The sequence below is a fragment of the Mycobacterium sp. E735 genome, from assembly GCF_001666955.1.
Classification (GTDB): domain Bacteria; phylum Actinomycetota; class Actinomycetes; order Mycobacteriales; family Mycobacteriaceae; genus Mycobacterium.
This window is the reverse complement of sequence record NZ_LZIX01000154.1, coordinates 1-16,458: the sequence shown is the minus strand read 5'-3', so window position 1 is coordinate 16,458 and position 16,458 is coordinate 1. Positions and strand designations below refer to the sequence as shown.

Below are 16,458 nucleotides of genomic sequence, written 5' to 3'. Positions count from 1 at the left end.
CCGTCAACGGCGCGGCCGTCGGCGCGGGTCTGAACCTCGCGTTGGCCGCCGATGTGCGCATCGCGGGCCCGGCGGCCCTGTTCGACGCGCGATTCCAGCAGCTGGGATTGCACCCCGGCGGCGGCGCGACCTGGATGCTGCAGCGGGCGGTGGGCCCCCAGGTCGCACGCGCGGCCTTGCTGTTCGGCATGCGTTTCGACGCCGAGTCCGCGGTGCGCCACGGCTTGGCGCTCGCCGTCGCCGACGATCCGGTTGCCGCGGCCATGGCGTTGGCCGCCGGGCCCGCGGCCGCCCCGCGCGAGGTGGTGCTGGCGACGAAGGCGACGATGCGCGCGACCATCAGCCCGGGATCGCTGGACTACGAGCAGCACGTCTTCGCCATGCGCACGGAGCTCGGCCCGCAGGCGTACTCCATCCAATCGCCGGAATTCGCTCAACGACTGGCCGCGGCGCAACGCCGGTAGCACCGTCGCAGGTTCGCAGGTTGGGATCGGTAGCGACCCGACCAAAGTGTGCTTTGCTACGAAGAGGCCGGCAGACCCGGCGCCCTAGCGAAGGACATGCAAGTGGAGATCAACCGCACCCTCACCCGAATTGCCGCCGGGGCCTTGCTGGTCAGCGGCCTCGCGTCGGCCGGATCAGCTCTGGCCGAAGGGATCGCCCAGGCGCAGCCGGCTCCCGCACCGCAGGTGTACTGGTGCCCGAACCAGCCGTGGAACCCGGCATGGGGCGAGAACAAGTACTGGAATCAATGCTGGGACACCGACAACCCGCCGCACTACCCGCCCCCGCCGCCTTCGCACGCGCCCAGCTTCAACTGCGGCCTGTTCTGGTGCCCCGTACCGCCGCACTCCTGAGCCTTCAGAGGTCGAGCAGCGCGGTCATCGGTGACTCGACCAGATCCCGCAGCTCGGTGACGAACCGGGCCGCCTGTGCGCCGTCGGCCACGCGGTGATCGAAGACGCACGTCAGTGTCATCGTCTGGCGCACCACGACCCGATCATCGACGGCGACGGGGCGCGGTTTGATCGCGCCCATCCCCAGGATCGCCGCTTCTGGGTGGTTGATCACCGGCACGCCGTCGTCGGCGCCGAGCGCCCCGAAGTTGGTGACGGTGAATGTGGAGCCGCGTAACTCCCCCGGCGTCAGCGTGCCCGCCCGCGCGCCGCCGATCAACTCGGCTGCCCGAGTTGCCAGTTCGCGGGTGGTCTTGTCGTGCGCGTCGGTGATCACCGGGACCAGCAGGCCGCGCGGGGTGGCCACTGCGAATCCCAGGTGCACCCGCCGATGGACCCGAATCTGCGGGCCGTCGGGCGAGTCGACCCATGTCGAGTTGACAATCTCGTTGTGCCGCAGCGCAATCAGCAGCAACCGCATCGTCAGGACGAACGGCGTGATCTTCTGGTCCGCCGGCGTTCGGTTCGACAGCCGCATGAGTTCGGTGCAGTCGACCGCGACGCTGACTTTGGCCGCGGGGATCTCCTTGTGCGACAACGTCATCTTCTCGGCCATTCTGGCCTGCACGCCGCGAACCGGCCGAACGTCGGCACCGTTCTGGTCGGCCGCCGCCAGCACGTCCGCCCGGGTGATGATGCTGTCGGGATCGCGCTGCAGCGAGCGCAGGTCGACCATCAGTTCCTTGGCCAGTTTGCGCGCCGGCGGGGCGGCGAGCGGGCGGCCGGTCCGTCGGCTGGCGTCGATGCCGTCGTCCGCCCCGTAACCGACGAGTGTCGGCAGCAGCGCCCCTGCCGTCAGGGGGGTGTCGTTGTTGAGCGGTGTGGTGTCGATGCGAACGAGCACCGCCCCCACGTCGAGCACATCGCCTTCGGCACCGTGCGTTTCGACGATTCGCCCGGCGTAGGGGCTGGGCAGCTCGACCTCGGCCTTGGCGGTTTCCACCGAGCACAACACCTGGTTGAGTTCGACATCGTCGCCCGCGACGACGTTCCAGCGCGTCACGGTCACTTCCTGTAATCCCTCGCCGAGGTCGGGAACCCGGAATTCCCTGATCTCGGCGCTCATGGCATTTCCAGCGCACGCTCGACGCAGTCCAGCAGCCGGTCGGGTCCGGGCAGCCACAGCCGCTCCAGTCGGGCCGGTGGGTACGGAGTGTCAAACCCGCAGGCGCGCAACACCGGCGCCTCGAGCTCGTAGAACATGTCCTCTTGAATCCTGGCGGCCAATCCGGCGCCGTACCCGAGGCTGCGCGGGCCCTCGTGCATCACCACGCAACGCCCCGTCCGGCGAATCGACGCCGCGACGGTGTCGAAGTCCAGGGGAACGAGTGACCGCAGGTCGATGACCTCCAGGCTCCAACCGCGTTGGCGCTGGGCCTCTTCCGCGGCGCCGACCGCGGTGCTGACCAAGCTGCCGTAGGTCACGACGGTGACATCGGAGCCGGGCCGGCGCACCATCGCGCGGCCGATGGCCGGTTCGGGCCGCTCGGTGTCGACCGTGCCGCGCACCTGATAGCGCCGCTTCGGCTCGAGGTACATCACCGGATCCGGGCAGGCGATCGCGTGGCGAAGCAGCCAGTAGGCGTCCGACGGGCTGGAGGGAACCACCACCTTCAGGCCGGCGGTGTGGGCCCAATACGACTCCGTGGAGTCCGAATGATGTTCGGCCGCACCGATTCCGCCGAAGGATGGGATCCGCACGGTCACCGGCATGTTGATCTCGCCGCGGGTGCGGGTGCGGTACTTCGCCAGGTGGCTGACCACCTGATCGAAGGCGGGATAGGAGAAGCCGTCGAACTGAATCTCCGGCACCGGCACGAAGCCGCGGAGCGCCAGCCCCACCGCGATCCCGATGATGGCCGATTCCGCCAGCGGCGTGTCGAAACAGCGTTTCTCGCCGAAGATTTCGGCCAGCCCTTCGGTGACGCGGAACACTCCCCCCTCGACCGAGACGTCCTCACCGAACACCAGCACCCGATCGTCGGCGGCCATCGCGTCGTGCAGCGCACGGTTGAGCGCCTGCACCATGGTCAGCGACTGCGCGACGCCGCGCGCTGGGGCGGCGAGGGTTTCGTCGGAGCTGGCCGGACGGTCCGCGAGCTGCGTCATTCGCGTCTCCCCAGTTCGGTTCGCAACTGTCGGCGTTGCGACTCCAACCCGGGCGTCATCTCGGCGTACACCGTGGTGAACACCTCGTCGATGTCGAAATCGGGTGCGCCGAAGACCGCGTCCCGCAGGTCCGCGCGCATCCGTTTCGCGCGGGCGGCGACTCGGTCTTCCAAGCGGATCGACCACAGGCCCTCGTGCTGAAGGTAGGTGCGATAACGCGGGATCGGGTCGAGTGCGGCCCACCGGTCCACCTCGTCCTGCGTCCGGTAGCGGCTGGGATCGTCGGAAGTGGTGTGCGGTCCGAGCCGGTAGGTGACCGCCTCGATCAGGGTCGGCCCACCGCCGGTCCGGGCGCGGGCGGCCGCCTCGGCCATCACCGCGTAGCAGGCCAGCACGTCGTTGCCGTCCACCCGGATTCCCGGCATGCCGTAGCCGATTGCCTTGTGCGCGATGGACGGTGCCGCGGTCTGTTTGTGGACGGGCATCGAGATCGCCCACTGGTTGTTCTGCACGAAGAACACCGACGGCGTCGCGAACACGGCGGCGAAGTTCAGCGCCTCGTGCACGTCCCCGACGCTGGTGGCGCCGTCACCGAGGAAGGCCACCGTCACCGAATCCTCGCCGAGACGCTGCGCGGCCATCGCGGCGCCGACGGCGTGCAAGGTCTGGGTGCCGATCGGGATCGACGTCGGGGCGCAGCACTTCTTGGTGAATTCCAGTCCGCCATGCCAGGTTCCGCGCCAAACCGCGCCCACGTGAGCGGGCGGGATGCCGCGCACCAGGTACGCGCCGAGCTCCCGGTATTGGGGAAACAGCCAGTCCGTCTTGCGCAGACACGCCGTCGCGCCCACCTGGGCGGCCTCCTGACCGCGGCAGGACGCGAACAGCGCCAGCTCCCCCTGGCGCTTGAGGTTGACGAATTCGGTGTCCAGCTCGCGCGTGACGACCATCATTTCGTAGAGCCAGCACAACGTCTCGGCCGGAAGGTCGCGGCCGTACCGGGGTTCTCGGGTCGGTGTGCCGTCGGCGGCGACGAGTTGCACGGGCTCGAGATCGACGGTCATCGGCAATTGGGGCACCATCGCCATACCGTCTCCCTACCTCGGTGCCGCAGGGCCACAGCAAAAGCTCAGCCGGGACCTACCGCGAGCCGAAGCCGATCGCCAGCTACCCGAAAGGCTTCGCTCGCCGCGACACTGGCGTACCCACCATTATGCGCTCGAATGAGAACAGACCGCGGTGATCGCGAACGTGTCGCGCGCCCAGCGGCAGCACGGCCAGGTGGCGGGTCAGCCGCAGGCTCCAGCCATCAGAGGACTTCCGAATATCGCCGGTGACACTGCTTTCGCGGTTTCAGCCGGCGGCGGACTGCCCCGCCCTGCGCACGAGCATTTCCGCGTGCTTGAGCACCGGCGAGTCCACCATCTGGCCCTCGAACGCGAAAACGCCGCGCTCGGTGCGCGCCGCATCCAATACTCTTCGCGCCCAGTCGAGTTTCTCCTCGCTGGGACGGTAGGCGTCGCGCACGACCGGGATCTGAGTCGGGTGGATGCAGACGGTTCCGTGGAAACCCACGGCGACGGCGTCGGCGGCTTCGGCCCGCAAGCCGTCGACGTCGTGGATGTCCAGATGCACCGCATCCAGGGCGGCCCGGCCGAAGGTGGACGCCGCCAGCAGGACCGTCGACCGGACGTGGCGGGCAAAGTCGCGGTAGGTGCCGTCGGCCAGGCGGCTGGAACTGCCACCCAGGGCCGCGACGAGGTCCTCTGCACCCCACATCATGGCGACGGTCCCCTCCGCGGCGGCGATCTCGGTGCTGAAGACCGCACCGCGGGGCGTCTCGATCAGCGCGATGACGTCGCGCGGCGAAAGCGCCGAAACCTGCGCGGCCGATTCCGTCTTGGACAGCATCACGGTCGTGTAGGGCGTCTCGGCCAGGGCGTCCAGGTCGAGGCCGTGCTCCTCGGTGCCGGCCGCGTTGATCCGCACCACGGTGCGCTCGGGATCCAGCGGGGTCTCGCGCAGCGCCTTGCGCGCGGCGGGCTTGTCCGCCTCGGCCACGCCGTCCTCCAGGTCGAGGATCACCACGTCGGCCGCGGCCGCCGCCTTGGCGAATCGCTCGGGACGGTCCGCCGGGCAGAACAGCCAGCCCGGACCGGCGGCTTGCAGGTTCATCGGGACTCCTCCCCGTCCGGCCGCTTCTGAACCAGCGTCGTCCGCATCGCCCGCGCCACGACGTCACCGTGCTGGTTGCGCCCCGTGTGCTCGAGCGTGACGATCCCTTCCCCTGGCCGGCTCTTCGACTCGCGCTTGCCGGTACATACGGTCTCGGCGTACAGCGTGTCGCCGTGGAAGACTGGTTTGGGGAATGACACCTCGGAAAAGCCCAGGTTGGCGACGATGGTGCCCAGCGTCAGCTGCGACACCGACAACCCGACCAGCGTGGACAGCGTGAACATCGAATTCACCAACCGCTCGCCCCGGAAGCCCGGCTGCTCGGCGGCCCACGCCGCGTCCAGGTGCAGCGACTGGGTGTTCATCGTCAGCGTGGTGAACAAGACGTTGTCGGCCTCGGTGATGGTGCGGCCGGGCCGGTGCAGGTACGTCGTGCCGATCTCGAATTCCTCGAACCACAGTCCGCGCTGGAGGATTGACTTGTCGCTCACGACAGCCCCAGCGATCGCGCGATGAGCATCAACTGAACTTCGGTGGTACCCTCGCCAATCTCGAGGATCTTGCTGTCGCGGTAGTGCCGCGCCACCGGGTACTCATTCATGAAGCCGTATCCGCCGTGAATCTGGGTCGCGTCTCGGGCGTTATCCATGGCCGCTTCCGACGCGATCATCTTCGCGATGGCCGCCTCCTTCTTGAAGGGCTTGCCCGCCAACATCTTTGCCGCCGCGTCGTAGTAAGCAGTGCGGGCGACATGCGCGCGCGCTTCCATCCGGGCGATCTTGAAGCTGATCGCCTGATAGGAGCCGATCGGCTGCCCGAACGATTGGCGCTCCTTGGCATACTTGACGCTCTCGTCGACGCAACCCTGGGCGGCGCCGGTTGCCAGCGCGGCGATCGCGATGCGGCCCTCGTCCAGGATGGACAGGAAGTTGGCGTAGCCGTTGCCGCGGGGACCGAGCAGGTTCTCCTCCGGGACGCGGGCATCGGCGAAGCTCAGCGGATGGGTGTCCGAGGCGTTCCAGCCAACCTTGCTGTAAACCGGTTCGACGGTGAATCCCGATGTGCCATTGGGCACGATGATCGTCGAGATCTCTTTCTTGCCGTCACCGATCGTCCCCGTGACCGCGGTGACGGTGACCAGTTTCGTGATGTCGGTGCCGGAGTTGGTGATGAACTGCTTGGAGCCGTTGATCACCCACTCCCCGTCATCGAGGCGCGCCGTGGTCCGGGTGGCGCCCGCATCGGAACCGGCACCCGGCTCGGTGAGCCCGAACGCGGCCAGCGCCCGGCCGGCCGTCAAGTCCGGCAGCCACTTGCTCTTCTGCTCTTCTGAGCCGAAGCGGTAGATCGGCATCGCGCCGAGGCTGACGCCGGCCTCCAAGGTGATCGCCACCGATTGGTCGACCTTGCCGAGTTCCTCGAGCGCCAGCGACAAGGCGAAGTAGTCGCCCCCCATGCCGCCGTACTCCTCGGGGAACGGCAGGCCGAACAACCCCATCTCGCCCATCTTGGCGACGACTTCGTAGGGGAAGCTGTGCTCCTCATCGTGTTTGGCCGAGACGGGCGCGACCACGGTGCGCGCGAACTCGGCCACCGTGTCGCGCAGATCCTCGTATTCCTTGGGAAGCGTTCCCGCGGCAATGGATGTCGTCATGTTTCGTCCTTACTCGAATCGGCTGCTGCTTCGGGCTCTTCGGGCACCAGCCGGGCCAGTACCTGGTCGACGGTGACTTGATCGCCGACGGACACCAGGAGCTCCACTCGTCCCGAAACCGGCGCGGAGAGCGAGTGTTCCATCTTCATCGCCTCAACGACCACCACGACGTCGCCCTCGGACACCTCGGCACCCGAGGCGGCCTGCACCGCGATCACGCTGCCCGGCATCGGGCTGAGGATCTCGGCCTGCTGCCCACCGGCCGCGCGGTGGATCTTGTGTTCCTCGGCCTCGCGCAGGTGCCACGCTCCGCGATCGTCGGCGATCCACAGGTGTCGGTCGGCCTCCGCCCAGCGATATTCACGGCGCACCCCGTCCAGCGTGACGTCCATGCGGTCCTCGTCGACTTGCGCGGTGGCGGAATGGATCTCGCCCGCACCGACCTGCACCCGGGCGTCGGTGGGTGGCCCCCAAACCGACACGGTGTCGCTGCGCAGCGGCGTCTGCATCTCGGTCCGCACGGGAGCGGGTGCACCCCCGACCCGCCATCCGGTCGGCGCGGCCCAGAGGTTGCCCGCGGCGCGACGGTCCAGCGCCCACTGGCGATAAAGCCCCCCGGCGGCGAGCACGTCGTCGGGGGCGGGCCGCGGCGCGAAGTCCGCTACCCGCTCGTCCAGCAGCGCCGTGTCGAGGTCGCCGGCGCGCACCCGCTCGTCGGCGAGCAGGAACCGAAGGAATTCGATGTTGGTCTGCACGCCCAGGATTGCGGTCTTTGCCAGCGCCGCGTCGAGTTTCGCGAGCGCCTCGTCGCGGTCCTCGCCGTAGGCGATCACCTTGCTCAGCATCGGGTCGTAATCGCTGCCGACCACCGTGCCCGCCAGCAGCGACGAGTCCACCCGCACGCCGGCGCCGGACGGTTCGGATACCTGCAGCACCTGGCCGCCGGTGGGGAGGAATCCCCGGGCGGGATCCTCGGCGTACACCCGGGCCTCGATCGCGTGGCCCCGCAGTTCGATGTCGTCCTGCGCGAACCCCAGCTTCTCGCCCGCGGCCACCCGCAGCTGCCACTCCACCAGGTCCAGGCCGGTAACCGCCTCGGTGACCGGGTGTTCCACCTGCAGGCGGGTGTTCATCTCCATGAAGAAGAACTCGTCCGGCCGGTCGGCGGAGACGATGAACTCCACCGTGCCCGCGCCGACGTAATCGACGCTGCGGGCGGTGTTGCAGGCCGCCGCCCCGATACGCGCGCGTGTCTGCGGGTCGAGCAGGGGCGACGGCGCCTCCTCGATCACCTTCTGGTGGCGCCGCTGCAGGCTGCACTCGCGCTCGCCCAGGTGCACCACGTTGCCGTGCGTGTCGGCGAGCACCTGTACTTCGATATGCCTGGGGCGCAGTACGAATCGCTCCAGAAACAGGGTGTCGTCACCGAACGACGCGGCGGCCTCCCGTCGCGCGCCCACCAGCGCGTCGCGCAGCCGGCTCGGGTCGTCCACCAGGCGCATGCCCTTGCCGCCGCCGCCCGCCGAGGGCTTGATCAAGACCGGATAGCCGACATCTTCGGCGGCCGCCACCAACTCGTCGTCGCTCAGTCCGGGCTTGGCCACGCCGGGAACGACCGGCACGTCGAAGGCGGCTACCGCGTTCTTGGCGGTGATCTTGTCGCCCATCACCTGGATGGCCCGCGCCGGCGGGCCGAGGAACACCACGCCGGCCCGCTCGCAGGCGGCGGCGAATTCGGCGTTTTCGGAGAGGAATCCGTAGCCGGGATGGATCGCCTGGGCGCCGGTGCGCGCCGCCGCGTCGAGCACCTTCCCGATGTCGAGGTAGCTCTCCCGCGCGGCGGCGGGCCCCAGACGAACGGCCGTGTCGGCCTCGAGCACATGGCGGGCGTTGGCGTCGGGGTCGCTGTACACCGCGACCGATCGGATACCCAGCCGGCGCAGGGTGCGCATGACACGGACCGCGATCTCGCCGCGGTTGGCCACCAAGACGGTCTCGAACATGGTCATCACATCCGGAAGACGCCGTAGGAGACCGGATCTAGCGGGGCGTGGGCGCATACCGAAAGGGCCAGCCCGACAACGGTTCTGGTGTCGGCGGGATCGATGATGCCGTCGTCCCACAGGCGGGCGGTCGAATAGTACGGGTTGCCCTGGTCCTCGTATTGCGCGCGGATGGGCGCCTTGAACGCCTCCTCCTCGTCGGGCGGCCACGGTTTACCGGCCGCGGCGAGCTGCTCGCCGCGCACCGTCGCCAGCACCGATGCCGCCTGCTCGCCGCCCATGACCGAGATGCGGGCGTTGGGCCACATCCACAGGAAGCGCGGCGAGTACGCCCGACCGCACATCGAATAGTTGCCCGCGCCATAGGATCCGCCGATCACGACGGTCAGTTTGGGCACCCGGGCGCAGGCCACGGCGGTCACCATCTTGGCGCCGTGCTTGGCGATGCCGCCGGCCTCGTAGTCGCGGCCGACCATGAAACCGGCGATGTTCTGCAGGAACAACAGGGGGATCTTGCGCTTGTCGCACAGCTCGATGAAATGGGCGCCCTTCAAAGCGGATTCGCTGAACAGGACGCCGTTGTTGGCGATGATCCCGACCGGGTGTCCGTGGATGCGGGCGAACGCGGTCATCAGCGTCTTGCCGTAATTGGCCTTGAACTCGCTGAATTCGCCGCCGTCGACCAGCCGAACGACCACCTCGTGCACGTCATAGGGCACCCGCGGATCGGGCGGCACCACGTCGTAGAGCTCGCTCTGCGGATGCTTGGGCTCGACCACGGGCCGGACCTCCCACGTGCCGGGTTCACGGGGGCCGAAGGTCGCGGCGATGGCCCGCACGATGCGCAGCGCGTGCTCGTCGTCGTCGGCGAGGTGGTCGGTGACACCGGAGACCCGCGAGTGCAGGTCGCCGCCGCCGAGTTCCTCGGCCGATACGACCTCGCCGGTGGCGGCCTTCACCAGGGGCGGACCGCCGAGGAAGATCGTCCCCTGCTCGCGCACGATGACGGCCTCGTCGCTCATGGCAGGCACGTAGGCGCCGCCCGCCGTGCACGATCCGAGGACCGCGGCCACTTGGGGAATCTCCTTGGCGCTCATGGTCGCTTGGTTGTAGAAGATCCGGCCGAAATGCTCGCGGTCGGGGAACACCTCGTCCTGGCGGGGCAGGAAGGCGCCCCCGGAGTCCACCAGGTAGATGCACGGCAGGCGATTCTGCAGGGCGACTTCCTGTGCGCGCAGGTGCTTTTTGACGGTCATCGGGTAGTAGGTGCCGCCCTTGACCGTGGCGTCGTTGGCGACGATCACGCACTCGCGCCCCGACACCCGGCCGATCCCGGTGATGATTCCGGCGCCGGGGGATTCGTCGTCGTACATGCCGTTGGCCGCCAGCGGGGCCAACTCCAGGAACGGGCTGCCGGGGTCGAGCAGTCGATCCACCCGTTCGCGCGGCAGTAGCTTGCCGCGGCTGACGTGACGTTCGCGGGCGCGTTCGTTGCCGCCCAGCGCGGCGGCCGCCAGCTTGGCGTTCAACTCGGCTACCAGCCGGCGATGCTCGTCGGCGAACGATGGCGCGGTCATCACTGCTGAACTCACGAATGCCTCCCGGTCCTCGCCAGCACAAGCGGCGGTTCGGTCTTGTCGAGCACCTCGTCGACCGAAACGCCGGGGGCGGTCTCGACCAGGCGCAAACCGTCATCGCATATGTCGATGACGGCCAAGTCGGTGATGATGCGGTTGACACATCCCGCACCCGTCAGCGGAAGGGTGCACCGCTCAACGACTTTCGGGCTGCCGTCGCGGGCCGTGTGCTCCATCATCGCGATCACCTTCCGGGCGCCGTGGACGAGGTCCATGGCGCCGCCCATGCCCTTGACCAGCTTTCCGGGAATCATCCAGTTGGCGAGGTCGCCGGTGGCCGAGACCTGCATGGCCCCCAGCACGGCGACGTCGAGGTGTCCGCCGCGAATGATGCCGAACGAGGCGGAGGAACCGAAGAACGCCGCGCCCGGCATCGTGGTGATCGTCTCCTTACCCGCGTTGATCAGATCCGCGTCGACGTCCTCGGGCTCCGGATACGGGCCCACGCCCAGGATTCCGTTTTCCGAATGTACGACGACGGTGACACCGGCCGGAATGTGGTTGGGCACCAGCGTGGGCATCCCGATGCCGAGGTTGACGTATTGGCCATCCTCGAATTCGGCGGCCACCCGTGCGGCCAGGCCCTGCTTGCTCCAGCTCACGGGCGCACCGTCACCTTCTCGATCGGCTTGGCCGGGTCCGGCACATGCACCACCCGATGCACGAAGACGCCGGGCGTGTGCACCGCGGCGGGGTCGATCTCGCCCGGCTCGACCAGATGCTCGACCTCCGCGATGGTGATCCTGCCGGCCGTGGCGCAGTCGGGGTTGAAGTTCGCCGCGGCCGCCCGGTAGACGAGATTGCCGTGCCGGTCGCCCTTCCAGGCGTGCACCAGCGCGAAGTCGGTGCGGATCGCCCGCTCGAGAACGTAGGTCACGCCGTCGAACTCGCGCGTTTCCTTGGGCGGCGACATCACCGCCACCCCGCCGGAAGCGTCGTAGCGCCACGGCAGGCCGCCGTCGGCGACGGGGGTGCCGACGCCCGCGGGCGTGTAGAACGCAGGGATGCCGGCGCCACCGGCGCGCAACCGCTCCGCGAGCGTGCCCTGCGGGGTGAGCTCCACCTCCAGTTCACCGGCGAGGAACTGGCGGGCGAATTCCCTGTTGTCACCGAAATACGAGGCGACGGCCCGGCGAATTCGCTTGTGGTGCAACAGCGCTTCCAGTCCGACGCCGTAACCGCCGCAGTTGTTGGACACCGTCTCCAGGTCGCGCACGCCGGTCTCGACCAGCGCGGCGATCAACGCCTCGGGGATGCCGCAGAACCCGAAGCCCCCGACCGCCAAAGACGACCCGTCGGTTATGTCGGCAACCGCCTCGGCGGCCGTTGCCACCACCTTGTCCATCGCCGCAGCAGCCTCCTTGCCGTCGGGCGGGGTTTTTGAGTTAATCTCCATTAACTCAGGGTGAGAATACCATCGTCGATCCCCCCGGTCCAGGGACGGCAAGACCGGGCCGTCGCCGTCCATTAGGGCAGGTTAACCGGTCGAAGACTCGTGCTAAGTTAGTGACGATTAACCAACCGGACGGGGGTTCGTCATGACAACGTCCACCTCGGACGGCCAACCCAGCGCGCCGGATGTCCCAAATCGACGCAGCCAGTTGAAATCCGACCGGCGTCTCCAGCTGCTGGCGGCCGCCGAGCGCCTGTTCGCCGAGCGCGGCTTCCTCGCGGTGCGGCTGGAAGACATCGGGGCCGCTGCCGGTGTCAGCGGCCCCGCCATCTACCGGCACTTCCCCAACAAGGAGTCGCTGCTGGTGGAGCTGCTGGTGGGCATCAGCGCCCGCCTGCTCGCGGGCGCTCGCGGCGTGCGGGCTCGCAGCTCCGACGCGGCGACGGCGCTGGACGGGCTGATCGACTTCCACCTGGACTTCGCGTTCGGCGAGCCCGACCTGATCCGCATCCAGGACCGCGACCTCGCGCACCTGCCCGAAGCGGCCGAGAAACAGGTGCGCAAAGCGCAACGCCAATACGTCGAGGTGTGGGTCGGGGTGCTGCGCGAGCTGGACCCCGACCTAGCCGAGGCCGACGCCCGGCTGGCGGCCCACGCGGTCTTCGGCCTCCTCAATTCGACGCCACACAGCATGAAATCCCCCGACATGTCGCGCGGAAAGTCGGCCCGCACCGCGCGGTCGCGCGCCGTGATGCGGGCGATGACCGTCGCCGCGCTGGCCGCCGGGAACCAGTGCCCCTGAGTCACCGCTGTGAGGTGATTCGCCGTTCGTGCGCCCGGCGCAGGTACTCTGCAATCCATGAGGTGGACATGAACGATTCACGTCCCACCGACCGGTTCAGCCCCTCTCTGCCGGGGTCGGGACCGCAGGGCCCGTGGTATCCGCCCGCCGACCCCGCGTACGCCGATCAGGCGCCCTACGCGCCCACCTATGGCGGGCAGGCTCCGCCGTGGGCACCCAACATGAACGAGACCAACACCACCAGAGAGTTGCCGGCGTACTGGCAGCACGAGCTGCCTCCGTCCGGACAACACCCGGGGTCGGCTCCCCCGCCGCCGGATGGCCCGAAACCTCCGCCGCGGTGGCTGTGGATCGTCGCCGGCGCCGCCGTGCTGCTGGTGGTCGCCCTGGTCATTGCCCTGGTGCTGGTGAACGACGCGATCAAGACTCAGACCGCCGTCCCGCCGCTGCCCGCCATGCCGGAGACGACTCCGACGCTGCCGAGCCCGTCCACCCGCACGTCGACGCCGCGCATTCCGGCACCGGTGCCGCCCACCGGCGGCTCCCCGACGCCCACCGAGTCCACCGGCCCGGCCGCGATGCAGGACATCGTCTACAGCGTGGCCGGCGAGGGCAGGGCGATCAGCATCATGTACATCGACACCGGCGACCTGATCCAAACCGAATTCAACGTCGCGCTGCCGTGGACCAAAGAGGTCAGCCTGTCCAAGGCGGCGGTGCACCCGGCCAACGTCACGGTCGTCAACATCGGCCACAACGTCACGTGCTCGGTCACCGTCGACGGTGTCCAGATGAGCAAGCGCGTCGGCGTGGGCCTGACGATCTGCGACTCGAGGAGCTAACCGCCCCCCGACGGTTCGGCCGCGAGGGCGCCGCGGGCCGGAACCCGGACCGCCAGCATGGCCAGCAGACCGGCGAGCAGTACCAGTGAGATGCCGCCCAGCCCGGCGCGCACGGCGCCGAATACGTCCACGAAGACCGAGAACAGCCACGGCGCGACGAACGCGACCGCCCGCCCGGTCATCGTGTACAGGCCGAAGGCGACGCCTTCCCTGCCGTGTTTGGCCATCTGCAGCAGCAGGGCACGCGAGGACGACTGCGACGGCCCGATGAACATGCACAGCAGGAGCCCACAGATCCAGAACGCCACCGAACCGGACAGCAGCATCAGGGTGAGCCCTAAGACGACGATCGCGGCCAGCGAAGTCACGATGACGGGTTTCGACCCGACCCGGTGATCGACGAACCCGCCCAGGACCGCCCCTACCGCCGCCACCACGCTGGCCACCACACCGAACACCAGCACGTCACCCTGCGAGATGCCGTACACGTTGACGCCGAGCACGGCGCCGAACGCGAAGATCGCCGCCAGCCCGTCTCGGAAAAGTGCGCTGGCGAATAGGAAGTAGACCAGATTGCGGTCTCGCCGCCACTCCGCGGAGACCTCGCTCCACAGCTTGCGATAACCACCGAGCATGCTCGTCGGCTCGTAGATCTCGCCCGAGTCGGGAAGCCGATGCGCGACGAACAACAACGGCAAGGCAAAGATCGCCAGCCAGGCCGCCGCGACCAACATCGCCTCGCGGACGTAAAGGCCGTCGTGAATGGGCACCCGCAAGAACCCACGCGTCGCATCCGGCCCGGAGCCCCGCCCGGAGATGAATCCGCTGTAGACCACGAGCAACAGCAGGACGCTGCCGACGTAACCCGCCGCCCAGCCCAGACCCGAAATCCGGCCGGCGGTCTGCGGCGTCGAAAGTTGGCGCAGCATGGCGTTATACGGGACGCTGGCCAGGTCGCTGCAGGCCGCCGTAGCCCCCATCAGCACCAGCCCGGCCCACAGGTAGCCGGGGCGGTCGTGGATGAAGAACATCGCGCACGTCAGCGCGACGGCCAACGCGGTCAACACGCTCAAGGCCACCCGCCGGCGATGTGGGGACTCCACCCACACGCCGACGGCCGGCGCCAGCAGCGCGACCGTCAACCCGGCGATGGCGGCGGCGCGCCCCAACCAGCTTGCCGGCGTGGTGGCGCCGGAGATGCCCACCCCCACGCTGGTGGTCAGATACACCGAGAAGACGAAGGTTGCCACGATCGCGTTCAGGCCGGTGGAGCCGCAATCCCATAGCGCCCACGCCACCACCCGGGACGGCACCGGCGTGAGTGAACGCGACGACGGCTGGCCCATGCCCGGCAGCCTATGTGTTTGGCAGCCGACCCGCCGCGCCCGGCTTCGCCGCGCTCGCGATCGCTGCAATGTGTTTGGCAGCCGACCCGCCGCGCCCGACTTCGCCGCGCTCGCTGTCTACGATTGGCTCATGCCGATCCCCGCGCCCAGCCCAGACGCGCGTGCCGTTGTGACCGGAGCCTCGCAGAACATCGGCGAGGCGCTGGCCACCGAACTGGCCGCGCGCGGACACAGCCTGATCGTCACCGCGCGACGCGAAGACCTGCTCAACGAACTGGCCGCTCGCCTGAGCGACAAGTACCGCGTCACCGTCGACGTGCGCCCCGCCGACCTCGCCGATCCTGGCGAACGGGCGAAATTGTGCGAAGAACTGGCCGCCCGGCCCATTTCGATCCTGTGCGCCAATGCCGGCACCGCGACCTTCGGCCCGGTGGCGACGTTGAATCCCAATGGCGAGAAGGCCCAGCTGCAGCTGAATGTGCTGGGCGTGCACGACCTGACGTTGGCGGTGCTGCCCGGCATGGTCGAGCGCAGGGCCGGCGGGATCCTGATTTCCGGTTCGGCAGCGGGCAATTCGCCGATTCCCTACAACGCCACCTACGCGGCCAGCAAGGCGTTCGCGAACACCTTCAGCGAGTCGCTGCGCGGCGAACTGCGCCACTCGGGCGTGCACGTCACGCTGCTGGCTCCCGGACCCGTGCGCACCGACCTGCCCGACGACGCCGAACGGTCGCTGGTCGAGCGGCTGGTGCCGGAATTCCTGTGGATCTCCACCGAACACACCGCCCAGGTGTCGCTGGATGCCTTGGCGCGCAACAAGATGCGGGTGGTTCCGGGCCTGACGTCGAAGGCGATGTCGGTGGCCAGCGGGTACGCCCCGCGCGCTATCGTCGCGCCCATCGTCGGCAGCTTTTACAAGAAGCTGGGCGGCAGCTAGCCCCTACTTCCGGCGGCGGCGGCCGGTGCCGAAGATGTTTTTGGTGATCTCGCGTATCGCCGTGTTGATGCCGCTTTTCACCGTCGGGTTACTCAGCACCTCCTCCCACATGGCGGGGCCTTTCGGCTCCGCCGGCTGTGGCATCGGCGGCGGCGGCTCGTTCGCCGGGACGGGTGGGTAGTCGGACTGGGCCTGCGGCGGCTGGGCCTGCGGCGGCTGGGCCTGAGGATCCGGCGCACCGGCCTGGGGCTGCGCCGGTTGCTCGATCGTCTGACCGTATTTCTGCTGCAGCGCACTGCTTTTCGCCGTGGCCGCTATCGCGTCGTTTCCAATCGACGCCATCAGCGACCGCGGCACGCGCATGCGGGCGTTCACCCCCGACGATCAACAGGCGCTGAGCAAGACCGTGCGGACGTATCCGAAAACCGATGTCTACGACCTGGAATCGGCGCTGACGTCGCTGGGTATCGGGGAGGCCGTGGTCACGGTGCTGTCCGAGAAGGGCGCGCCCACGCCCGTCGCGTGGACCCGCATGCGCGTGCCGCGGTCGCTGATGGCGTCGATTGGAAACGACGCGATAGCGGCCACGGCGAAAAGCAGTGCG

Annotated in this window: 16 protein-coding genes and 2 pseudogenes; 6 read left to right on the top strand and 12 right to left on the bottom strand. The window is 68.7% G+C overall.

From position 1 onward, the window contains the following. Both A5704_RS12160 and A5704_RS12155 read left to right on the top strand, forming a co-directional pair. Positions 1-464: enoyl-CoA hydratase-related protein (locus tag A5704_RS12160; protein ID WP_197505062.1), on the top strand; the 464-nt coding region annotated here is incomplete at its 5' end. Positions 465-566: 102 nt separating this feature from the next. Further along, complete coding sequence (locus A5704_RS12155) at positions 567-857, top strand: hypothetical protein (RefSeq protein WP_156670261.1); 291 nt, start codon at positions 567-569, stop codon at positions 855-857. Positions 858-861: 4 nt separating this feature from the next. Here A5704_RS12155 and A5704_RS12150 read toward each other — a convergent pair whose 3' ends face one another. The 10 genes from A5704_RS12150 to A5704_RS12105 form a co-directional block, all read right to left on the bottom strand. Further along, a complete protein-coding gene (locus A5704_RS12150) occupies positions 862-2,022 on the bottom strand; it encodes a dihydrolipoamide acetyltransferase family protein (RefSeq protein WP_067760581.1) in 1,161 nt (386 codons plus the stop codon). Further along, the gene (bkdB, locus tag A5704_RS12145) at positions 2,019-3,065 is read right to left on the bottom strand and encodes a 3-methyl-2-oxobutanoate dehydrogenase subunit beta (RefSeq protein ID WP_067760579.1); all 1,047 of its coding nucleotides are present in this window, start codon (positions 3,063-3,065) and stop codon (positions 2,019-2,021) included. Before bkdB ends, A5704_RS12150 begins: the two co-directional genes overlap by 4 nt. After that, positions 3,062-4,153, bottom strand: coding sequence for a pyruvate dehydrogenase (acetyl-transferring) E1 component subunit alpha (gene pdhA, locus A5704_RS12140; protein WP_067760577.1), 1,092 nt, complete (start codon positions 4,151-4,153; stop codon positions 3,062-3,064). The genes bkdB and pdhA overlap by 4 nt, the downstream gene beginning before the upstream one ends. Before the next feature lie 265 nt (positions 4,154-4,418). Continuing rightward, entirely contained in the window at positions 4,419-5,240 is an 822-nt protein-coding gene (locus tag A5704_RS12135; protein ID WP_067760575.1) for a CoA ester lyase, read from the bottom strand. After that, positions 5,237-5,746 (bottom strand): MaoC family dehydratase, encoded by a 510-nt coding sequence (locus tag A5704_RS12130; RefSeq protein WP_156675552.1) that lies wholly within the window; start codon positions 5,744-5,746, stop codon positions 5,237-5,239. The genes A5704_RS12135 and A5704_RS12130 overlap by 4 nt, the downstream gene beginning before the upstream one ends. Further along, complete coding sequence (locus tag A5704_RS12125; RefSeq protein WP_067760571.1) at positions 5,728-6,894, bottom strand: acyl-CoA dehydrogenase family protein; 1,167 nt, start codon at positions 6,892-6,894, stop codon at positions 5,728-5,730. Before A5704_RS12125 ends, A5704_RS12130 begins: the two co-directional genes overlap by 19 nt. Beyond that, positions 6,891-8,897 (bottom strand): acetyl/propionyl/methylcrotonyl-CoA carboxylase subunit alpha, encoded by a 2,007-nt coding sequence (locus tag A5704_RS12120; protein WP_067760616.1) that lies wholly within the window; start codon positions 8,895-8,897, stop codon positions 6,891-6,893. Before A5704_RS12120 ends, A5704_RS12125 begins: the two co-directional genes overlap by 4 nt. Positions 8,898-8,902: 5 nt before the next feature. After that, positions 8,903-10,474: a carboxyl transferase domain-containing protein gene (locus A5704_RS12115; protein WP_067760569.1), complete on the bottom strand. Its 1,572-nt coding sequence runs from the start codon at positions 10,472-10,474 to the stop codon at positions 8,903-8,905. Positions 10,475-10,485: 11 nt separating this feature from the next. Further along, positions 10,486-11,136 carry a CoA transferase subunit B gene (locus A5704_RS12110; protein ID WP_067760567.1) on the bottom strand — a complete coding sequence of 217 codons (651 nt, stop codon included), beginning with the start codon at positions 11,134-11,136 and terminating at the stop codon, positions 10,486-10,488. Next, entirely contained in the window at positions 11,133-11,879 is a 747-nt protein-coding gene (locus A5704_RS12105) for a CoA transferase subunit A (RefSeq protein WP_067760614.1), read from the bottom strand. Before A5704_RS12105 ends, A5704_RS12110 begins: the two co-directional genes overlap by 4 nt. Before the next feature lie 193 nt (positions 11,880-12,072). Here A5704_RS12105 and A5704_RS12100 point away from each other — a divergent pair, with 193 nt between their 5' ends. Both A5704_RS12100 and A5704_RS12095 read left to right on the top strand, forming a co-directional pair. Beyond that, the gene (locus A5704_RS12100; protein WP_082950206.1) at positions 12,073-12,729 is read left to right on the top strand and encodes a TetR/AcrR family transcriptional regulator; all 657 of its coding nucleotides are present in this window, start codon (positions 12,073-12,075) and stop codon (positions 12,727-12,729) included. 62 nt (positions 12,730-12,791) lie between these two features. Then, positions 12,792-13,571 (top strand): MmpS family transport accessory protein, encoded by a 780-nt coding sequence (locus A5704_RS12095; protein WP_082950205.1) that lies wholly within the window; start codon positions 12,792-12,794, stop codon positions 13,569-13,571. Here A5704_RS12095 and A5704_RS12090 read toward each other — a convergent pair. Then, on the bottom strand, positions 13,568-14,917 hold the full coding sequence (locus tag A5704_RS12090) for an MFS transporter (RefSeq protein WP_067760562.1): 1,350 nt from the start codon (positions 14,915-14,917) through the stop codon (positions 13,568-13,570). The genes A5704_RS12095 and A5704_RS12090 overlap by 4 nt on opposite strands. 130 nt (positions 14,918-15,047) lie before the next feature. On the opposite strand from A5704_RS12090, the gene cmrA reads away from it, so the two are divergent. Beyond that, on the top strand, positions 15,048-15,854 hold the full coding sequence (cmrA, locus tag A5704_RS12085) for a mycolate reductase (protein ID WP_067760606.1): 807 nt from the start codon (positions 15,048-15,050) through the stop codon (positions 15,852-15,854). Positions 15,855-15,857: 3 nt separating this feature from the next. On the opposite strand, the pseudogene A5704_RS12080 reads toward cmrA, so the two are convergent. Then, positions 15,858-16,220: pseudogene (locus A5704_RS12080) on the bottom strand (helicase HerA-like domain-containing protein); the annotation flags it as partial. On the opposite strand from A5704_RS12080, the pseudogene A5704_RS12075 reads away from it, so the two are divergent. Beyond that, positions 16,216-16,458, top strand: a pseudogene (locus tag A5704_RS12075) (helicase HerA-like domain-containing protein); the annotation flags it as partial. The pseudogenes A5704_RS12080 and A5704_RS12075 sit on opposite strands and share 5 nt — an antisense overlap.

Coding starts and splice junctions, on each gene's coding strand:
- A5704_RS12150 (WP_067760581.1), bottom strand. CDS start 2,022: ATGAGCGCCGAGATCAGGGAATTCCGGGTTCCCGACCTCGGCGAGGGA.
- bkdB (WP_067760579.1), bottom strand. CDS start 3,065: ATGACGCAGCTCGCGGACCGTCCGGCCAGCTCCGACGAAACCCTCGCC.
- pdhA (WP_067760577.1), bottom strand. CDS start 4,153: ATGGCGATGGTGCCCCAATTGCCGATGACCGTCGATCTCGAGCCCGTG.
- A5704_RS12135 (WP_067760575.1), bottom strand. CDS start 5,240: ATGAACCTGCAAGCCGCCGGTCCGGGCTGGCTGTTCTGCCCGGCGGAC.
- A5704_RS12125 (WP_067760571.1), bottom strand. CDS start 6,894: ATGACGACATCCATTGCCGCGGGAACGCTTCCCAAGGAATACGAGGAT.
- A5704_RS12120 (WP_067760616.1), bottom strand. CDS start 8,897: ATGTTCGAGACCGTCTTGGTGGCCAACCGCGGCGAGATCGCGGTCCGT.
- A5704_RS12115 (WP_067760569.1), bottom strand. CDS start 10,474: ATGACCGCGCCATCGTTCGCCGACGAGCATCGCCGGCTGGTAGCCGAG.
- A5704_RS12105 (WP_067760614.1), bottom strand. CDS start 11,879: ATGGACAAGGTGGTGGCAACGGCCGCCGAGGCGGTTGCCGACATAACC.
- A5704_RS12100 (WP_082950206.1), top strand. CDS start 12,073: ATGACAACGTCCACCTCGGACGGCCAACCCAGCGCGCCGGATGTCCCA.
- A5704_RS12090 (WP_067760562.1), bottom strand. CDS start 14,917: ATGGGCCAGCCGTCGTCGCGTTCACTCACGCCGGTGCCGTCCCGGGTG.
- cmrA (WP_067760606.1), top strand. CDS start 15,048: ATGCCGATCCCCGCGCCCAGCCCAGACGCGCGTGCCGTTGTGACCGGA.